The following is a 16506-nucleotide window of genomic DNA, read 5'->3' as shown; positions in this document are numbered from 1 at the left end:
GGACGGGTCGGAAGGATCTGCGTCAGGGACGCAGAGTGAGAATCCTCGGCCCGTCCTCGGTGACGGCGACCGTGTGCTCCCAGTGCGCGGATCGCGATCCGTCCGTGGTGACCACGGTCCAGTCGTCGTCCAACACGCGGGTCTCGTGGGTGCCCAGTGTCAGCATCGGCTCGATGGCGAGCGTCGACCCCACCACCAGCTCGGGGCCCTTGCCCGGCGCACCCTCGTTGGCGAGGAACGGCTCCATGTGCATCTCGCGGCCGATGCCGTGGCCGCCGTAGCCGTCGACGATGCCGTAGGTACGTCCGTGCGCCGCCGAGGCGGCCAGCGTGCCCTGCTCGATGGCGTGCGAGACGTCGGTCAGGCGGTTGCCCGGGAGCATCGCGGCGATACCGGCCTCCATCGACAACCGAGTGGCCTCGCTCAGCTGCTCGTCTGCCTCGATGACGGCACCGACACCGAACGTCCAGGCGGAGTCGCCGTGCCAGCCGTCGAGAATGGCGCCACAGTCGATCGAGATGAGGTCGCCCTCGGCGAGCACGTCGGACGAGTTCGGGATGCCGTGCACGACGCGATCGTTGATCGAGCTGCAGATGCTGCCCGTGAAGCCGTGGTACCCGAGGAACGACGGGACAGCGCCCGCGTCCCGGATCACCGCCTCGGCCACCGCGTCGAGCTCGAGAGTGGACACGCCGGGCTTCGCCGCGTCGCGCACCGCGACGAGAGCGGCGCCCACGACGGCCCCGGCCGCAGCCATGGCATCGAGCTCACCGGCGCTGCGGAACGGAACCACCTTGCGCTTACGTCCGAAAGCCATGGGTCAGTCGTCGCCCTGGATCGCGTCGATGACCTTCTTGTTGACGTCCTCGACCTCGCCGACGGCGTCGACGGTCACGAGGCGACCGTGGCCCTTGTAGTACTCGAGCAGCGGAGCCGTCTCGTCGCGGTAGACCTTCATCCGATTCCGGATGACGCTCTCCTTGTCGTCCTCCCGCCCACGGGCGAGCATGCGCTCGACCACGACGTCCTCGTCGATGACGAAGGAGACGACGGCGTCGAGCGTCGTGCCCGCGTCCTCGAGGATGGAGGCGAGGGAGTCTGCCTGATCGGTCGATCGCGGGAAGCCGTCGAGAATGAAGCCGTTGGTGGCGTCGGGCTCGGCCAGACGGTCGCGCACCATGTCCACGGTCAGCGCACTCGGAACCAGGTCGCCCGCGTCGAGGTACTTCTTGGCCTCGATGCCCAGGGGCGTCTTCTGGCCGATGTTCGCGCGGAAGAGATCGCCCGTCGAGACGTGGGGAATTCCCAGCTTCTCCGACAGCAGCGTCGCCTGCGTACCTTTGCCTGCTCCGGGAGGACCGAGGAGGACGAGTCTCACTTGAGGAACCCTTCGTAGTTGCGCTGCATCAGCTGGCTTTCGATCTGCTTCACCGTGTCGAGTCCCACGCTCACCATGATGAGCACCGCGGTTCCGCCGAAGGGCAGGTTCTGGGCGCCACCGGAGTTACCGATGTCGAGGAACAGGTTGGGAAGCACAGCGATGGTGCCGAGGTAGATGGCACCGGGCAGCGTGATGCGACTGAGAACGAAATTGAGGTAGTCGGCCGTCGGACGTCCCGGCCTGATGCCCGGGATGAATCCGCCGTACTTCTTCATCTCGTCGGCACGTTCCTCGGGGTTGAACGTGATGGCGACGTAAAAATAGGTGAAGAAGACGATGAGGCCGAAGTAGATCGCGATGTACACCGGGTTCGCCGGGTTCACCAGATACGTGTTGATGGCGCGTTGCCACCAACTCGGATCCGCCGCCGTGCTGGCATTGGTCAGCTGGGCGATGAGATTGGGGAGGTACAGCAGCGACGACGCGAAGATCACCGGGATGACACCGGCCTGGTTGACCTTCAGCGGCAGGTAGGTGGACGAGCCGCCGTACATGCGGCGGCCGACCATGCGCTTGGCGTACTGCACCGGGATGCGGCGCTGGCCCTGCTCGACGAAGACGACGCCGATGATGATGGCGAGAGCGGCGAGGCAGACGAGCGCGAAGACGATGCCGCCGCGGCTGTCGAGAATCGACTTGCCCTCGGACGGGATGCGCGAGGCGATGCCCGCGAAGATGAGCAGCGACATGCCGTTGCCGACGCCGCGCTCGGTGATGAGCTCGCCGAACCACATGACCAGGGCAGCACCCGCGGTCATGACCAGCACGATGGTGACCAGTCCGAAGATGGACGAGTCCGCGATGATGTCGAGGTTGCAGCCCTGGAGCAGCTGCCCGCGCGAGGCGAGCGCGACGAGACCCGTGGCCTGCAGGATCGCCAGCGCGATGGAGAGATAGCGCGTGTACTGCGTCATCTTCGCCTGGCCGGCCTGGCCCTCCTTGCGGAGTTCCTCGAACCGCGGGATGACCACGGTGAGGAGCTGGACGATGATGCTCGCGGTGATGAAGGGCATGATGCCGATCGCGAACACGGACAGCTGCAGCAGAGCGCCGCCCGAGAACAGGTTGATCAGCGAGTAGATGCCGGCGGAGTCGCCGCCCGACACCTGGTCGATGCACTGACGGACGTTGCCGTAGTCGACACCGGGCGACGGCAGCGTCGCGCCGAAGCGGTACAGAGCGATGAGGCCGAGAGTGAAGAGGATCTTCCGTCTCAGGTCAGGTGTCCTGAGGGCCGACACAAAGGCGGAAAGCAACGATCCTCCTGGACGGGGTGACTAACGAGGGAGATGGTCGGGGCGCACTGGCACCCCGTCGAACTCTAACAGCGCCGCGGAGTGCGCAGCCCGGGCCGAGCCGGACAACCACTCACCGTGGCACCGAACGGCCGATGGCCGCAGCACGAGAGTCGTACCACGGCCATCGGTCCGTACTGCCGGAGGCCCGCTCACTCGTCGAGTGGGCGGGCCGCCGAACTCACAACTCGGTGACGGATCCGCCGGCTGCGTTGATCTTTTCCTTGGCACTGCCGGTGAACTTGTCGGCGGTGATGGACACCTTCACCGACAGGTCGCCGTCGCCGAGGATCTTGACGAGACGGTTCTTGCGCACCGCACCCTTGGCGACCAGATCGTCCTTGGAGATCTCGCCACCCTCGGGGAACAGTCGCTCGATGTCGACCAGGTTCACGACCTGGTACTCGACCCGGTTGCGGTTGGTGAAGCCCTTGAGCTTCGGCAGCCGCATGTGGATCGGCATCTGGCCACCCTCGAAGCCGGCCGGGACGTTCTTACGAGCGCCCGTGCCCTTGGTGCCACGACCTGCGGTCTTGCCGCGCTTTCCGCCTTCACCGCGACCGACGCGAATCTTCGCGCTCTTCGAACCCGGTGCGGGGCGAAGATGATGCAATTTGATGGTCACTTGGTGACCTCCTCAACGACGACGAGGTGACGCACCACGTTGATCAGCCCGCGGGTCTGCGGGGTGTCCTCGCGAATCACCGACTGGCGGATCTTCTTGAGGCCCAGCGTGCGAATGCTGTCACGCTGGTTCTTCTTCTGACCGATGGTGCTCTTGATCTGGGTCACTCTGAGGTCAGCCATGAGCTGCTCCTGCTGCTGCCTGGGCGCGAGCGCGCAGCATGCCGGCGGGAGCGACGTCCTCGATCGGCAGACCACGACGAGCCGCGACCTCTTCCGGACGCTGCAGGCTCTTGAGAGCCGCAACGGTGGCGTGCACGACGTTGATCGCGTTGTCGCTACCCAGCGACTTCGCGAGGATGTCGTGAACACCTGCACACTCGAGCACGGCACGCACCGCGCCACCGGCGATGACACCGGTACCGGTGGCTTGCCGGGCGCAGCATGACCACACCGGCCGCAGCCTCACCCTGGACGGGGTGCGTGATCGTGCTACCGATCAGCGGGACGCGGAAGAAGCTCTTGCGAGCCTCCTCGACACCCTTCTGAATGGCGGCCGGAACTTCCTTGGCCTTGCCGTAGCCGACGCCGACCAGACCGTTGCCGTCTCCGACGATCACGAGGGCGGTGAAGCTGAAGCGACGACCACCCTTCACGACCTTGGAGACGCGGTTGATCGCGACGACGCGCTCGAGGTTGTTCTTCTCGGGAGCGTTGCCGCCCCGCGAGTCGCGACGGTCGCGACCTCCACGGTTGTCTCCGCCGCGGTTGTCACCTCCGCCTGCATTGGGTCCTGCGTTGGCTCCGGCGGGTCCGCTGCCGCCGTCACGCCGTTGACGTCCCGGCATCAGGCTGTCCTTCCGTTGGTGAGCTGAATCTTCGCTGCGTTGGTCATCAGAACGTCAGCCCGCCTTCGCGAGCTGCATCGGCGAGTGCCGCGATGCGTCCGGCGTAACCGTGGCCACCGCGGTCGAAGACCACTGCCTCGATGCCGGCCGCCTTGGCACGCTCGGCGATGAGAGCGCCGACCTTCGCGCCACGGGCCTTCTTGTCGCCCTCGGTCGCGCGCACATCGGCCTCGATGCTGGACGCGGACGCGAGAGTGCGGCCGGTCAGATCGTCGATCAGCTGTGCGTGCAGGTGACGCGAGGAACGGTTGACGACCAGACGGGGACGCTCGGCGGTTCCGGAGACCTTCTTGCGAAGACGGAAGTGGCGGCGCGTCTTGGACAGGCGACGACGCGTGGAGGCGTCCTTGCCCAGCGGGATGCGCTTCGGGTTCGCGTCGGAACCCTTCGTTGCTGCGGAGTTGCTCATCACTTACCTGTCTTTCCGACCTTGCGGCGGATCTGCTCACCCTCGTACCGAACGCCCTTGCCCTTGTACGGGTCGGGACGACGGAGACGACGGATGTTGGCAGAGATCTGGCCGACCTTCTGCTTGTCGATACCCGAGACCGAGAATCGGGTGGGCGTCTCGACCGCGAAGGTGATGCCGTCGGGCGCCGTGATCGGCACCGGGTGGCTGTAGCCGAGAGCGAACTCGAGGTCGCTGCCCTTCAGTGCCACGCGGTAACCGACGCCGTGAATCTCCATCTTCGTGGTGTAACCGGTGGTCACACCCGTGATGAGGTTCGCGACGAGAGTGCGCGAGAGGCCGTGGAGCGAGCGGCTACGACGCTCGTCGTCCGGCCGGTTGACCGAGAGGGATCCGTCATCGTTCTTGGCGATGGTGATCGGCTCGGCGATGGTGAGACTCAAGGTGCCCTTGGGTCCCTTGACGGTGACATCCTGGCCGGCGATGGTGACATCGACTCCGGCGGGAACTGTCACAGGAAGCTTTCCGATACGCGACATAGTGGTGGCCTCCCTTACCAGACGTACGCGAGGACTTCGCCGCCGACGCCCTGATTGGCCGCCTGGCGATCGGTCAGCAGGCCGGTGGACGTGGAGATGATCGCCACGCCGAGGCCGCCGAGCACCTTGGGCAGATTGGTGGATTTTGCGTACACACGCAGTCCGGGCTTGGACACCCGACGCACACCGGCGAGGCTGCGCTCGCGGCTGGGGCCGTACTTGAGGTCGACGATGAGGGTCTTGCCCACCTCGGCGTCCTCGGTGCGGTACTCGGAGATGTAGCCCTCACGCTTGAGGATCTCGGCGATGTTCGCCTTGATCTTCGAGTGAGGCAGCTTCACCTGATCGTGGTACGCCGAATTGGCGTTGCGCAGACGCGTCAAGAAGTCTGCGATCGGGTCGGTCATGGTCATGACAGAGTTCATGGCCCTTTCTCGCAGCGGTTCCCATGCAGCACGTGCGAGCTGGTGCCCTGGTAGCAGGGCCTGACTCGTCCCGTCGTGGGCCTACAGCGAAGTGTTCTGTCCTGACCGACTGTTGCCGGTCAGGGGTTGCGCTCCTGCCAGTGCAGACGTGAGCACTGGCGGGTGTTTCGAGCATCATGGCAAGAAACCTGAGTAGCTCGGGTCGTATGCAGGCATGACGGTACCCGGGCAACCGGTCAAGTGTAAGGGAGTGACCTGCGGGGACCAAATCGGTGCAGGTAGGGCCGGTGGTGCCGGTACTGCAGGGGTGTGCGCACCGGTTCCGGTGGGCGGACACCCTCTGCAGCCTGCGGCGAGGGGTGTGCGCATCACGGAACGAGTGCGCGGCGGTGGTGTCGGCCGGGTGCGGCGTGAGGTGCCGGTGTGGCACTCGCCGGTGCTGCAGGGGGTGTGCACACAGGTTGCGGTGAGCGAACACCCCCTCCGGCCTGCCGGAACAGGTGTGAGCCTCACGGGAGGTGTGCACGGTGCCCTGCGCCGGCCCGAACGGTTCACCGCGACATCGGTCGGGTTCAGCCGGGGAACCAAGTTCGATGACCGATTGGTCCGTTTCGCCCCGCCATTCTCGTTCAGTCTTTTAGTGTCCATTCACAACGTTTATCGCGCACGACGAGTGATGGAGGACGATGTGAAGACCGGTGTACGCACATTCGGCAAGGTCGGAATGGTGGGAGCGGCAGCTGCTGCGGCGCTGTTGGCAGGGTCGGGAACGGCGTCGGCGGCGGTGCTCGCCGTCGTCGCGGTACCCACGCCCGGCGTCGAATCGATCAGCACGCTGGTGACCGTGACACCCGCTCTCGCCTTCACGGGCGCGGTGGACTGCACCGTCACCGCGACCGAAGTGGGTGACGAGACCAACACGGCGAGCGCCTCGGGCCCCGTCACGCCATTCCTGCCGATCGCTCCCGCCGTCGGCACCGTCGTCATCGACGGACTCGAGGCCGGGCTCTACAGCGTCGCGGTGAGCTGTGACGACGGCGGCACATCGGTCGACACGCTCGTCGACCTCCCCGTCACAGTGCTTCCGGAGGGCAGCCTCCCGCCTGTCGTCCCACCTGTCGGTGGCGGTGGCTCTCTGCCGTTGGACATCTTCGAGAGCTGACGTTCGACGGCGCGAGCCCCGGTCCTCAGGGAGGTCCGGGGCTCGTCTCGTGGGCGGGTCGATCCCGCCGCTCAGTCCTTGCCGTCTCCCCGATCACGCACCCGGTCACCGAGATTCGCCTTCTCGTCGCGGTCGAGCGCATCCACGTCGATGAAGCGCGACTTGCCCTGCGTGGCACGGTTGACGAAGAACGTCACCACCCACAGCGCCACACCGAGGAGCAGCATCGCGCCGGCGATGCGGTACTGGATCATCTGCGCATCGGTCCGCGCCCACGGTCCGACGAGGAACAGGCACAGCGTGCCGCCCGTCACCGGAACCCACAGCGGTGCACTGAAGCCCGTCGTCTCCTTCTTACGCTTGAGCACCAGGTTGGCGACGTTGACCACCGCGAACACGCAGAGCAGCAGCAGCCCGGTCGTTCCGGACAGAGCGCTGACGACCGAGTTCCCCTGCAGCTGGTTGACCACCACGATCAGCACCAGTGCCATGACGGTGGAGAACATGATGGCCGCCCACGGCGAGCGACGCGTCGGCAGAACAGCGCTCAGCGACTTGGGCAGGATGCGCTGACGCCCGAGGCCGTAGATCAACCGACTCGCCATCAGCATGTTGATCAGCGCGGTGTTGGCGACGGCGAACACCGTCAGGTACGGGAAGATTTCGTCGATCGGCAGTCCCGGTGCGCCGAGTCGCACGACGTGGAGCAGGATGCCCTCGCTGCCGGAGTCGTAGTCCAGCGGCAGGACCGCGATCACGGCCACGACGACGAGAACGTAGATGAGGCAGGCGATGCCGAGTCCGGAGAGCATCATCTTCGGGAAGATCTTCTCGGGCTCCTTGGTCTCCTCGACCATGTTCACCGAGTCCTCGAAGCCGACCATCGCAAAGAAAGCAATGGTGGTCGCGACGGTGACGGCGAGGAACCAGCCCTTCTCGTTGGCGTCGTCGAACACGACCAGATTGGCGATGTCGCCCTCGGCGCTACCACTTCCCACCGCGACGAAGCCGATCGCGATGACGATGGCGAGCGCTGCCATCTCGATGATCGTCAGGATCACGTTGAACTTGACCGACTCGCCGACACCGCGCAGATTGATCGCCGCCAGCAGCAGCATGAAGGCCAGTGCGACCACCAATTGCGCTGTGTCGCCGGTGGGTACGTCGAACCACCCGATGCCGTCCTCGGTACTGAAGGTCTCGTGCAGGCCGGCCAACAGGTTGCCCGCCACCACGTTCGAGGACGTCGAGGCGCTGGTGATGCCGGAGCAGATGACGGCGAACGCGACGAGGAACGTCGCGAAATGGATGCCGAAGGCCTTGTGCGTGTACAGCGCGGCGCCGGCGGCCTGCGGGTACTTGCACACCAGCTCGAGGTACGAGAACGCGGTCAGCGTCGCCACGACGAAGGCGAGGATGAACGGCAGCCACGCCATTCCGCCGACATTGGCGATCATGTCGCCTGTCACGGCGTAGACGCCGGCGCCCAGGATGTCGCCGACGATGAAGAGCAACAGCAGTCCGGGTCCGAGGACCCGCTTGAGTTCCGGCGTGGCCGAGGTCTCGGTCTCCGCGGTCTGAGTCATGATTCCTCCGCTCGCTCCCCCGTCGCGCAACACTAGGCCCGGTGAGGCGCCGGCGCGAGGCATACGGCGGGAGACACGCAGAGAGGAACAGACCGTTCGGACCGCGCGACATTCCTCGACGCACTGCATCCGTGAACGCCGACAGGCCCGAGCCGTGATGGCTCGGGCCTGTCGGGGTGTGTCAGGTGATCAGATCACCAGGAGGCTTGTCTCACCAGGAAGACTTGTGCACTCCGGGGAGCTCGCCGCGGTGCGCCATCTCGCGCACGCAGATACGGCAGAGGCCGAACTTGCGGAACACGGAGTGCGGACGGCCGCAACGCTGGCAGCGGGTGTACGCGCGAACCGCGAACTTCGGCTTCTTGTTGGCCTTGTTGACCAGTGCCTTCTTAGCCATACGCTCAGTTCTCCTTGAACGGGAAGCCGAGGTGCTTGAGCAGCGCGCGGCCTTCGTCGTTGTTGGTGGCCGTCGTGACGACGGTGATGTCCATGCCGCGAGGGCGATCGATCTTGTCGACGTCGATCTCGTGGAACATCGACTGCTCGTTCAGGCCGAACGTGTAGTTGCCGTTGCCGTCGAACTGCGTGCCCGACAGGCCACGGAAGTCCCTGATGCGGGGAAGCGCGATGGACACGAGACGGTCCAGGAACTCCCACATACGGTCGCCGCGCAGCGTGACGCGCGCGCCGATGGGCATGCCCTCGCGGAGCTTGAACTGCGCGATGGACTTGCGGGCCTTGCGGATCTCGGGCTTCTGGCCGGTGATCGCGGCGAGGTCTGCGACCGCACCGTTGATCAGCTTCGCGTCACGGGCGGCGTCGCCGACACCCATGTTGACGACGACCTTGACGATGCCGGGGATCTGCATGACGTTGGCGTACTCGAACTCGGTGTTCAGCGCGTCCTTGATCTCCTCGCGGTAGCGAGTCTTCAGGCGCGGAACGATCTTGTTCTCGGTGGTCGTCATCAGATGTCCTTCCCGTTCTTACGGGAAATCCGAACGCGCTTGCCGTTGTCGTCGGTGCGGTAGCCCACGCGGGTGGGGTTGCCGTCCGAGTCGATGACCGCGACGTTGGAAACGTGAATGGGGGCTTCCTGCGTGACGATGCCGCCCGAGGAGGCGCCGCGCTCGTTGGCCGAGACAGCGGTGTGCTTCTTGATGCGGTTGACGCCCTCGACGAGGACCTTGGAGGTCTCGGGGTAGGCCGTGATGACCTTGCCCTTCGCTCCCTTGTCCTTACCGGAGATGACGAGAACCGTGTCGCCCTTGTGCACCTTCATCTCACAACACCTCCGGAGCCAGCGACACGATGCGCATGAACTTCTTCTCACGCAGCTCGCGGCCGACCGGGCCGAAGATGCGGGTACCGCGGGGATCGTTGTCAGGCTTGATGAGAACGGCAGCGTTCTCGTCGAACTTGATGTACGAACCGTCGGCGCGGCGACGCTCCTTCGTGGTGCGGACGATGACGGCCTTGACGACCTCGCCCTTCTTGATGTTTCCACCGGGGATCGCGTCCTTGACGGTGGCGACGATGACGTCGCCGATCCCGGCGTAACGGCGTGACGAGCCACCGAGAACGCGAATGCACAAGATTTCCTTGGCACCCGTGTTGTCGGCGACGCGAAGCCGCGACTCCTGCTGAATCATGGGTCTCCTAGTGACCTGGATGTACGTACGCGGCGGATACCGACCCGACGCGCGCGGTCTGTGGCCCTGGCCGACGCATGCGTCTACCACGGGCAACCGCTCTAGTGTAGGGAACACGCGGACGGGATCCAAATCCTCCACCGCGGCGACGGCACAGGACTCTGTCAGGCGCCGGTGGCACACTGAGGTCCGTGGACAGCCTCGCACGGGGGGAGAACCGCCCCGCACCCTCGGACAGCCTCGACATCTCCGTGTCCGGCGCCGCCGTGGACGTCTCGGCGCTCCTGCTGAACTCCGCGGGCCGGGTTCGATCGGACGCGGACCTGGTCTTCTTCAACAACCCGGTCGGCCCCGGCGTGACGTACGGCAGCGGCGGGATCCGCGTGGACACCGGTGCGGTGCCCCGCGACGTCGACACCGTGGCCGTCACCGCCAGCCTGGACGGATCGGGCCCCACCACGTTCGGCGGCCTGGAGCCGACCATCTCCATCGGACCGGACCTGTCGTTCCGGATGAGCGGACTCACGAGCGAGACCGCCGTCGTGTGCGTCGAGATCTACCGACGCGGCGACGCCTGGAAGGTCCGCGCCGTGGGCCAGGGCTTCGACGACGGGCTCGCGGGCATCGCGACGAACTTCGGCATCACCGTCGACGACGAGCCCGCGCCGGCCACGACACCGGCACCGACACCGACCGTCGTCCCCACCACAGCAGCACCACCACCCGTACCGACGCAGGGAGCACTGGCCGTGAGAAGTGAACTGTTCGCCCCCACCCACGCCGAGGTCCAGGGCGTCGGCATCCAGAAGCAGGGCAGCAAGATGGCCCGCGTCGCGATGAACGGCGAGATCATGGCGCGCTCGGGATCGATGGTGGCCTACCAGGGCGACCTGAAGTTCGAGGCACAGGGATCCGGCGGCATCGGCAACATGATCCGTCGCACGGTGACGGGCGAGGGCGTGCCGCTGATGAAGGTGTCCGGTAGAGGCGACCTCTTCCTCGCGAACGCCGCCCAGGACGTGCACATCATCGACCTCGACGGCAGCGACGGTCTCACCATCAACGGCGCCAACGTGCTCGCGTTCGACTCGTCACTGTCGTACCGCATCGGCCGGGTCCAGGGTGCGGCCGCCAGCAGCAACGCGGGCCTGTTCAACTGCATCTTCACCGGGCAGGGGCGCATCGCCATCACCACCGACGGGCAACCCGTCGTGCTGAACGTCGACCAGCCCACCTTCGCGGATCCGCAGGCTGCGGTCGCGTGGTCGTCGAGCCTGCAGACCTCGGTGAAGAGCAACGATCAACTCAACTTCGGCACCCTCATCGGCCGCAGCACCGGCGAGCGCTTCACCCTGCAGTTCTCCGGGCAGGGGTTCGTCGTCGTGCAGCCGTCGGAGCAGCCGCCCGGCGGGTTCGTCGGCGGCACGGGCGGCGGGCAGCAGGCCGGTGTCGGCGGCGCGCTGGGTGGCCTGCTCGGACGGTGACCCGCGCGACACGGGTTCCCGTCCCCGGGTACGGTTTCGGGGATGGTAACCGACAGGGCAGGCCTGAAGTCGGCCGAAATCGGCCGCGGGGCGGTGGCCGGTCCGGTCGGCCTCGACACCAGGGCGGGGGTGATGACGTGACGACACGCGTCGACACCGCGACGCCCTGGTGGCACGACGCCCCGCTCGACCGGGTCGTACGACTGTCCGGCGCCGCGATGAGGGATCTCGCCGAGTCGGTGGACCCGCTGCCGTCCGATGCTCCGGCCGCACTCTTCTTCACCCTGACGAACGGCTCCGCGTCGGAGATGGTGGACGCCGTCGTCGCCGCGATCGAGCAGGCCGCGCTCGACCTCGTCCCCTTCCTGCTGCCCGGCGACGTCGGCGACCGCTCGTCGCTGGCCCGCGACGCCGCTCGGGCACGAGCTCACGAGCACGCGTCTTCGAGCGAACACTTCGGCCCGTACCTGGCCCATCTCGCGGGCGCGTCGACGTCCGGACGCCCCCTGCGTGTCGACGCCTTCGCTCGCGAGACCCGAGCCGCCGGTGCCGCCCGCGTGATCGCCGACGTCCACGGGCGAGAGCGCGCCGTCCTCGTCGTGGACGTCCCCGCCGACGCCGACCCGGCAGCGGTGGCGACCGCCGCGGAATGGTGGTGCAGCACCGGGACGGGAGTGTGGTTGACCGGGGCCGGTGCACCCGCCGTGGACAGGTTCCCGGTGCTGACCGTGCGCACTCCGTCGACCCCGGACGACGTCGACACCATCGTCGACCGCTTCCGGCCGCTGAGCTACCCGCCCGTCGAGGGGCGTCCGCACGCGGCCAGCGCGGCGGAGATCCTGCTGGATCGCGTCCTCTCCACCCGCGAGTGGGCGGCGGGCCGACGCCACAACCGGTCCGTCCGGCCGACGACGTTGAGCAGACCGTTCACGCTGGACGTGTCGTGGGTCGATGAGAAGGTCGCCATCGAGATCGACGGCCACGAGCACCGTGCGCGTGCTCAGTTCGCCGACGACCGATCCCGTGACAACCTGCTGCAGACGCACGGCTGGATCGTGCTGCGCTTCACCAACGAGGACGTGCTCGCGGACCACGAGAGCGTGATGACGATGATCGAACAGGCACTGCACCGACGACGATCGAAGGGGACTCCCACGTGAGCGCGAACGAGTTGACCGGCACCGAGGTGTCCGTGCTGATGGTGCTGATGGCCGAGGCACGCGCGGTGCGCAACCCCGAACTGTCGACGCTCGGGCCCGAGTTGAAGAAGCCCCACCGGGACCACCTCGCGTCGCTCGGCCTGATCGAGGTGGGCAAGCAGGGTCGGACGATGACCGTCGAGCTCACCGACAAGGGCTGGAAGCACTGCTCCGACCTGATGGGCACGCAGGCGCCGAAGGGTGCGGCCGGCCCCGGCAAGGCCCTGTTCACCGTCATGGCAGGCCTCGGCCGGTGGTTCCACCGCGACGACGTACGTCCCGCCGAGGTCTTCTTCCCGCGCGACACTCCGACGTCGATCACGGCGCCGCCGACGCCACCCAACGCCATCGTCGCCCCCGCGGTCCGCAGTGAACTGTCCGCCGCGGACGTCGAACAGCGGATCCGGTCGACGTACGCGGACCTCGCTCGTGAGCCCGGGGCCTGGGTGCGGCTGTCGCGGCTGCGGCCCGCCCTCTCCGACATCTCGCGCACGGATCTCGACGAGGCGCTCGCCCGGCTGCGACGCGCCCCCGACGTCTCCCTCATCCCCGAGGAGAACCAGAAGACGCTGACCGACGAGGACCGCGCCGCGGCCGTCGATGTCGGCAACCAGCAGAACCACCTCTTGGCGATCGAACAGTGATGGGCGGCTCCACGATGACGACCACGAAGTCCGAACAGATCCGCGCTCTCGAGTCGGTGCGGCTGAGCTGGGCCCCCACACCCGACGACGTGTGGCGGTCCCAGTCGGACGTCCACGTGCCCGGGATGCACGAGCGGGTGTTCACCGAGGTCATGAGTGCGTACACCGACGCCGAGAACTCGGACGACGCCAGTCCGCTCGGCGTCGTCGTGCAGGGCCCCGCGGGTTCCGGCAAGACGCACCTTCTCGGGCAGGTCCGCGAGGAGGTGCAGTCGCGCGGCGGCTACTTCTTCCTCATCCGACTCCTCGACGCCGCGGGTTTCTGGCGCTCGACGCTGATGGGCATGCTCGACGATCTCAACCGCCCATCGGGTCGCGGTGACGACAGTCAGCTCCGCCTGGTCCTGCGGCGGCTCTGCGACATCGCCGGCGTGAGCGAGGACCAGCGGCGACAGGTCATGGGCGAGAACATGATCGACGCCGACACGCTGAACGAGTTCGTCACCGGCGTCTACAAGGCCCATCCCCGCCATCGTCGGACCTCCCAGCACACCCTGCGTGCCCTGGTCCTCTCGATCGCACCCGACGCGGCCGTGCAGGACATCGGCGACGCCTACCTGCAGTCGATCGACGACGTGGACGCCGACGAGTTCGAGTCGTGGGGCATCCGCCGCGCGGAGCTCGGTCACCAGGGCATCGCGGAGAACATCTCCCGACTGCTCGCGATCACGGGTCCCACCATCCTCGCCATCGATCAGATCGACACCCTCGTCGCGCAGGCGCGCACCGGCGCCGACAAGGACTACGCGGACGAGCAGGAGGACAAGGTGGTCGAGCAGCTCGCCCACGGTCTGATGACTCTCCGTGAGACGTTGCCGCGCACCGCCTCCGTGTTGTCGGCGCTGTCGAGCGCGTGGGATCTGATCGCCGCTCGCGGGGTCGCACCGATGCGTGACCGGTTCCGGGTGACGCAGCGGCTCAAGCCGATTCCGTCGTCGGACGTCGGCCGCCTGCTGCTCGAGCGTCGCCTCGAGGCGTGCTTCCGCGAGGTCGGCTTCGCCACCCCGCACCCGACATGGCCGGTGGCCGTCGACGCGTTCGACAAGGCGCCGGACTTCACTCCCCGCCAGCTGCTCATCGCCGTCGACAAGCACATCCGCCACTGCCTCGAGACGGGGGTCGCGACGGAACTGACCGACTTCGCCTCCAGCGGAGGGGGATCCGACACACCATCGCTCCCCACGGCCAAGCGATCCGAACTCGAGGCGCTCGACGAGCGGTACGCGCAGTTGCGCAGCGCCGCGGACGTGTCGACACCGCTCGAGCCCGGCACCGAGGACAGCCTCGTCCCGGCACTGCTCTCCGCCGGTCTCGACGCGTGGATCCACGAACACCAGTCGTCCGACGACAGCCTCGCGCAGGATCCTCCGCCGAGCGGCCGCCCGGCACTGCACGCACGGCTCCGCCACACCGTCGACAGCGACACCGACGACGAGGAACACTGGTGCTTCCGCGCCGTCTCCTCCACCAATGCCCGTGCGGCACTGGCCCGTATCGAGCGGGCCGTCACCGCGGCGGGTCTCCACATCGACATGCCGCGCCGTCGGTTGATCCTCATCCGCAACGCACCGTGGCCCAAGGGCGCGAAGACGGAACAGACCGTGGCGGCGCTGCACCGCGCCGGTGGTGTCGAGGTGCCGCTGAGCGAGGACGATCGCCGCTCGCTGCACGCCCTGGGCGCTCTCCGGTCGGAGAACTCGCCGGCCCTCACGTCGTGGCTGCTCGCTCGCAAGCCGGCGCACGAGATCGCGTTGTTCCGCGAGGTGCTGCCCGACGCGAGCGTCGTCGACGACGATCAGGCACTCATCGAACCCGAGGTGTCGCAGGCTCCCGCGGCAACTCCGCGCCGGGAGCAGATCGAGATGGGGACGGAGCTCAGCACCAACGCCGAGGTCCGCATTCCGCTCGAGGCGCTGCGCAAGCACACGGCGATCTTCGCCGGATCGGGTAGCGGCAAGACCGTGCTCATCCGTCGGCTGGTCGAGGAGTGTGCCCTGCACGGTGTCTCGTCGATCGTGCTCGACATCAACAACGATCTCGCCCGCCTCGGGACACCGTGGCCGGAGGACGAACGCACGTGGCCGCCGGGCGACGAGGCGAAAGCTGCTGCGTATCTGCGGGACACGGACGTCGTCATCTGGACTCCGCGCAAGTCGTCGGGGCGGCCGCTCAGTTTCCAGCCGCTCCCCGACTTCGCCAGCGTCGTCAACGACAAGGACGAGTTCGACGCGTCCGTCGAGTCGGGTCTCGCGGCGCTGGCTCCCGCCGCACTGGCGACGGGCACCACGGAGAAGGCGAAGCACCGCCAGGCGGTGCTGCGCGCGGCACTCGACGGGTTCGGGCGGCGCTCGGCCGGCGACATGTCGGACTTCATCGACCTGCTGGAGAATCTCCCCGCCGACGCCAGCGATCTGCGCGACGCCGTGCGCATCGCGGCCGATCTCGCCGAGAACCTCAAGGCCGCGATGACGAACGACCCGATGTTCGCCGGGTCCGGCACTCCCGTCGATCCGGGCGTGCTGCTCACCCCGGCCGAGGGGAAAAAGGCGCGCGTGTCCGTCATCAACCTCTCGGGGCTCACCACCGAGGAGCAGAAGCAGAGCTTCGTCAATCAGCTGCAGATGGGTCTGTTCGCCTGGATCAAGAAGAACCCGGCGGGTGATCGACCGCTCGGCGGACTCTTCGTCATGGACGAGGCGCAGAACTACGCGCCCTCGGACAAAGCGACACCGGCCACGCACAGCACGCTCGCACTCGCGTCGCAGGCCCGGAAGTACGGCCTGGGCCTCGTCTTTGCGACACAGGCCCCCAAGGGGCTGCACAACCGCATCGCCGGGAACGCGGCCACCCAGTTCTACGGCCTGCTGAACAGCCCCGCCCAGATCCAGGCGGCGCAGGAGATGGCGCGCGCCAAGGGCGGTTCCGTACCCGACGTCGGACGTCTCCCCGCAGGTCAGTTCTACGCGGCCGTCGAGGGTTCGGAGTTCCGGCGTACGGCCACTCCCCTGTGCCTCACCTTCCACCCGAAGAGTCCCCCCACCGAAGAGGAGGTCCTCGCGCTGGCGCGCGAGTGAGAGG

The 16506-nt window shown here is 67.2% G+C and carries 18 protein-coding genes and 1 pseudogene; 5 read left to right on the top strand and 14 right to left on the bottom strand.

Going from position 1 to position 16506, the window contains the following annotated elements; all coding sequences use genetic code 11:
* Positions 1-22: 22 nt before the first annotated feature.
* The 9 genes and pseudogenes from map to rpsH form a co-directional block, all read right to left on the bottom strand.
* Positions 23-817, bottom strand: a complete 795-nt coding sequence (map, locus tag QE449_RS04720; protein ID WP_027504675.1) for a type I methionyl aminopeptidase — start codon at positions 815-817, stop codon at positions 23-25.
* Positions 818-820: 3 nt separating this feature from the next.
* A complete protein-coding gene (locus QE449_RS04715; protein WP_204868926.1) occupies positions 821-1378 on the bottom strand; it encodes an adenylate kinase in 558 nt (185 codons plus the stop codon).
* Positions 1375-2697: a preprotein translocase subunit SecY gene (gene secY, locus QE449_RS04710; protein WP_027504673.1), complete on the bottom strand. Its 1323-nt coding sequence runs from the start codon at positions 2695-2697 to the stop codon at positions 1375-1377. The genes QE449_RS04715 and secY overlap by 4 nt, the downstream gene beginning before the upstream one ends.
* Positions 2698-2917: 220 nt before the next feature.
* On the bottom strand, positions 2918-3361 hold the full coding sequence (gene rplO / locus QE449_RS04705) for a 50S ribosomal protein L15 (protein ID WP_027504672.1): 444 nt from the start codon (positions 3359-3361) through the stop codon (positions 2918-2920).
* Entirely contained in the window at positions 3358-3543 is a 186-nt protein-coding gene (rpmD, locus tag QE449_RS04700; RefSeq protein WP_027504671.1) for a 50S ribosomal protein L30, read from the bottom strand. The genes rplO and rpmD overlap by 4 nt, the downstream gene beginning before the upstream one ends.
* Positions 3536-4208, bottom strand: a pseudogene (gene rpsE / locus QE449_RS04695) (30S ribosomal protein S5). Before rpsE ends, rpmD begins: the two are co-directional and overlap by 8 nt.
* A gap of 46 nt (positions 4209-4254) precedes the next feature.
* Positions 4255-4677, bottom strand: a complete 423-nt coding sequence (rplR, locus tag QE449_RS04690; RefSeq protein WP_037184745.1) for a 50S ribosomal protein L18 — start codon at positions 4675-4677, stop codon at positions 4255-4257.
* Entirely contained in the window at positions 4677-5216 is a 540-nt protein-coding gene (rplF, locus tag QE449_RS04685; RefSeq protein WP_027504668.1) for a 50S ribosomal protein L6, read from the bottom strand. The genes rplR and rplF overlap by 1 nt, the downstream gene beginning before the upstream one ends.
* 14 nt (positions 5217-5230) lie before the next feature.
* Positions 5231-5629, bottom strand: coding sequence for a 30S ribosomal protein S8 (rpsH, locus tag QE449_RS04680; protein ID WP_027504667.1), 399 nt, complete (start codon positions 5627-5629; stop codon positions 5231-5233).
* Positions 5630-6317: 688 nt separating this feature from the next.
* Between rpsH and QE449_RS04675 the strand changes: the two genes are divergently transcribed.
* Complete coding sequence (locus QE449_RS04675) at positions 6318-6803, top strand: hypothetical protein (protein ID WP_056441854.1); 486 nt, start codon at positions 6318-6320, stop codon at positions 6801-6803.
* A gap of 71 nt (positions 6804-6874) precedes the next feature.
* Here QE449_RS04675 and QE449_RS04670 read toward each other — a convergent pair whose 3' ends face one another.
* The 5 genes from QE449_RS04670 to rplN all read right to left on the bottom strand — a co-directional run bounded on the left by QE449_RS04670 (position 6875) and on the right by rplN (position 10041).
* On the bottom strand, positions 6875-8389 hold the full coding sequence (locus tag QE449_RS04670) for an APC family permease (RefSeq protein ID WP_051613170.1): 1515 nt from the start codon (positions 8387-8389) through the stop codon (positions 6875-6877).
* 211 nt (positions 8390-8600) lie between these two features.
* Complete coding sequence (locus QE449_RS04665) at positions 8601-8786, bottom strand: type Z 30S ribosomal protein S14 (RefSeq protein WP_027504665.1); 186 nt, start codon at positions 8784-8786, stop codon at positions 8601-8603.
* Between the two features lie 4 nt (positions 8787-8790).
* Positions 8791-9357 carry a 50S ribosomal protein L5 gene (rplE, locus tag QE449_RS04660; RefSeq protein ID WP_027504664.1) on the bottom strand — a complete coding sequence of 189 codons (567 nt, stop codon included), beginning with the start codon at positions 9355-9357 and terminating at the stop codon, positions 8791-8793.
* A complete protein-coding gene (gene rplX, locus QE449_RS04655; protein WP_027504663.1) occupies positions 9357-9671 on the bottom strand; it encodes a 50S ribosomal protein L24 in 315 nt (104 codons plus the stop codon). The genes rplE and rplX overlap by 1 nt, the downstream gene beginning before the upstream one ends.
* A gap of 1 nt (position 9672) precedes the next feature.
* On the bottom strand, positions 9673-10041 hold the full coding sequence (rplN, locus tag QE449_RS04650) for a 50S ribosomal protein L14 (protein ID WP_027504662.1): 369 nt from the start codon (positions 10039-10041) through the stop codon (positions 9673-9675).
* 182 nt (positions 10042-10223) lie between these two features.
* Between rplN and QE449_RS04645 the strand changes: the two genes are divergently transcribed.
* The 4 genes from QE449_RS04645 to QE449_RS04630 all read left to right on the top strand — a co-directional run bounded on the left by QE449_RS04645 (position 10224) and on the right by QE449_RS04630 (position 16502).
* The gene (locus tag QE449_RS04645) at positions 10224-11525 is read left to right on the top strand and encodes an AIM24 family protein (RefSeq protein ID WP_307109677.1); all 1302 of its coding nucleotides are present in this window, start codon (positions 10224-10226) and stop codon (positions 11523-11525) included.
* Positions 11526-11662: 137 nt separating this feature from the next.
* Positions 11663-12685: an endonuclease domain-containing protein gene (locus QE449_RS04640; RefSeq protein ID WP_056441848.1), complete on the top strand. Its 1023-nt coding sequence runs from the start codon at positions 11663-11665 to the stop codon at positions 12683-12685.
* On the top strand, positions 12682-13368 hold the full coding sequence (locus tag QE449_RS04635; protein WP_222630467.1) for a hypothetical protein: 687 nt from the start codon (positions 12682-12684) through the stop codon (positions 13366-13368). The genes QE449_RS04640 and QE449_RS04635 overlap by 4 nt, the downstream gene beginning before the upstream one ends.
* 14 nt (positions 13369-13382) lie before the next feature.
* Positions 13383-16502, top strand: a complete 3120-nt coding sequence (locus tag QE449_RS04630) for a helicase HerA domain-containing protein (protein WP_307108304.1) — start codon at positions 13383-13385, stop codon at positions 16500-16502.
* The last annotated feature ends 4 nt before the right edge of the window (positions 16503-16506 follow it).

Origin of the sequence: Rhodococcus sp. SORGH_AS_0303, from assembly GCF_030819335.1 — a bacterium.
Lineage (GTDB): Bacteria > Actinomycetota > Actinomycetes > Mycobacteriales > Mycobacteriaceae > Rhodococcoides.
This window is presented reverse-complemented; position numbering and strand designations above follow the sequence as displayed.

Bases quoted from the DNA above. Each gene is read 5' to 3' on its own strand.
- rplX (WP_027504663.1), bottom strand. From the start codon at position 9,671: ATGAAGGTGCACAAGGGCGACACGGTTCTCGTCATCTCCGGTAAGGAC.
- rplE (WP_027504664.1), bottom strand. From the start codon at position 9,357: ATGACGACCACCGAGAACAAGATCGTTCCGCGCCTGAAGACTCGCTAC.
- rplR (WP_037184745.1), bottom strand. From the start codon at position 4,677: ATGAGCAACTCCGCAGCAACGAAGGGTTCCGACGCGAACCCGAAGCGC.
- rpmD (WP_027504671.1), bottom strand. From the start codon at position 3,543: ATGGCTGACCTCAGAGTGACCCAGATCAAGAGCACCATCGGTCAGAAG.
- QE449_RS04630 (WP_307108304.1), top strand. From the start codon at position 13,383: ATGACGACCACGAAGTCCGAACAGATCCGCGCTCTCGAGTCGGTGCGG.
- rplN (WP_027504662.1), bottom strand. From the start codon at position 10,041: ATGATTCAGCAGGAGTCGCGGCTTCGCGTCGCCGACAACACGGGTGCC.
- rpsH (WP_027504667.1), bottom strand. From the start codon at position 5,629: ATGACCATGACCGACCCGATCGCAGACTTCTTGACGCGTCTGCGCAAC.
- QE449_RS04670 (WP_051613170.1), bottom strand. From the start codon at position 8,389: ATGACTCAGACCGCGGAGACCGAGACCTCGGCCACGCCGGAACTCAAG.
- map (WP_027504675.1), bottom strand. From the start codon at position 817: ATGGCTTTCGGACGTAAGCGCAAGGTGGTTCCGTTCCGCAGCGCCGGT.
- rplF (WP_027504668.1), bottom strand. From the start codon at position 5,216: ATGTCGCGTATCGGAAAGCTTCCTGTGACAGTTCCCGCCGGAGTCGAT.
- QE449_RS04665 (WP_027504665.1), bottom strand. From the start codon at position 8,786: ATGGCTAAGAAGGCACTGGTCAACAAGGCCAACAAGAAGCCGAAGTTC.
- QE449_RS04675 (WP_056441854.1), top strand. From the start codon at position 6,318: ATGGAGGACGATGTGAAGACCGGTGTACGCACATTCGGCAAGGTCGGA.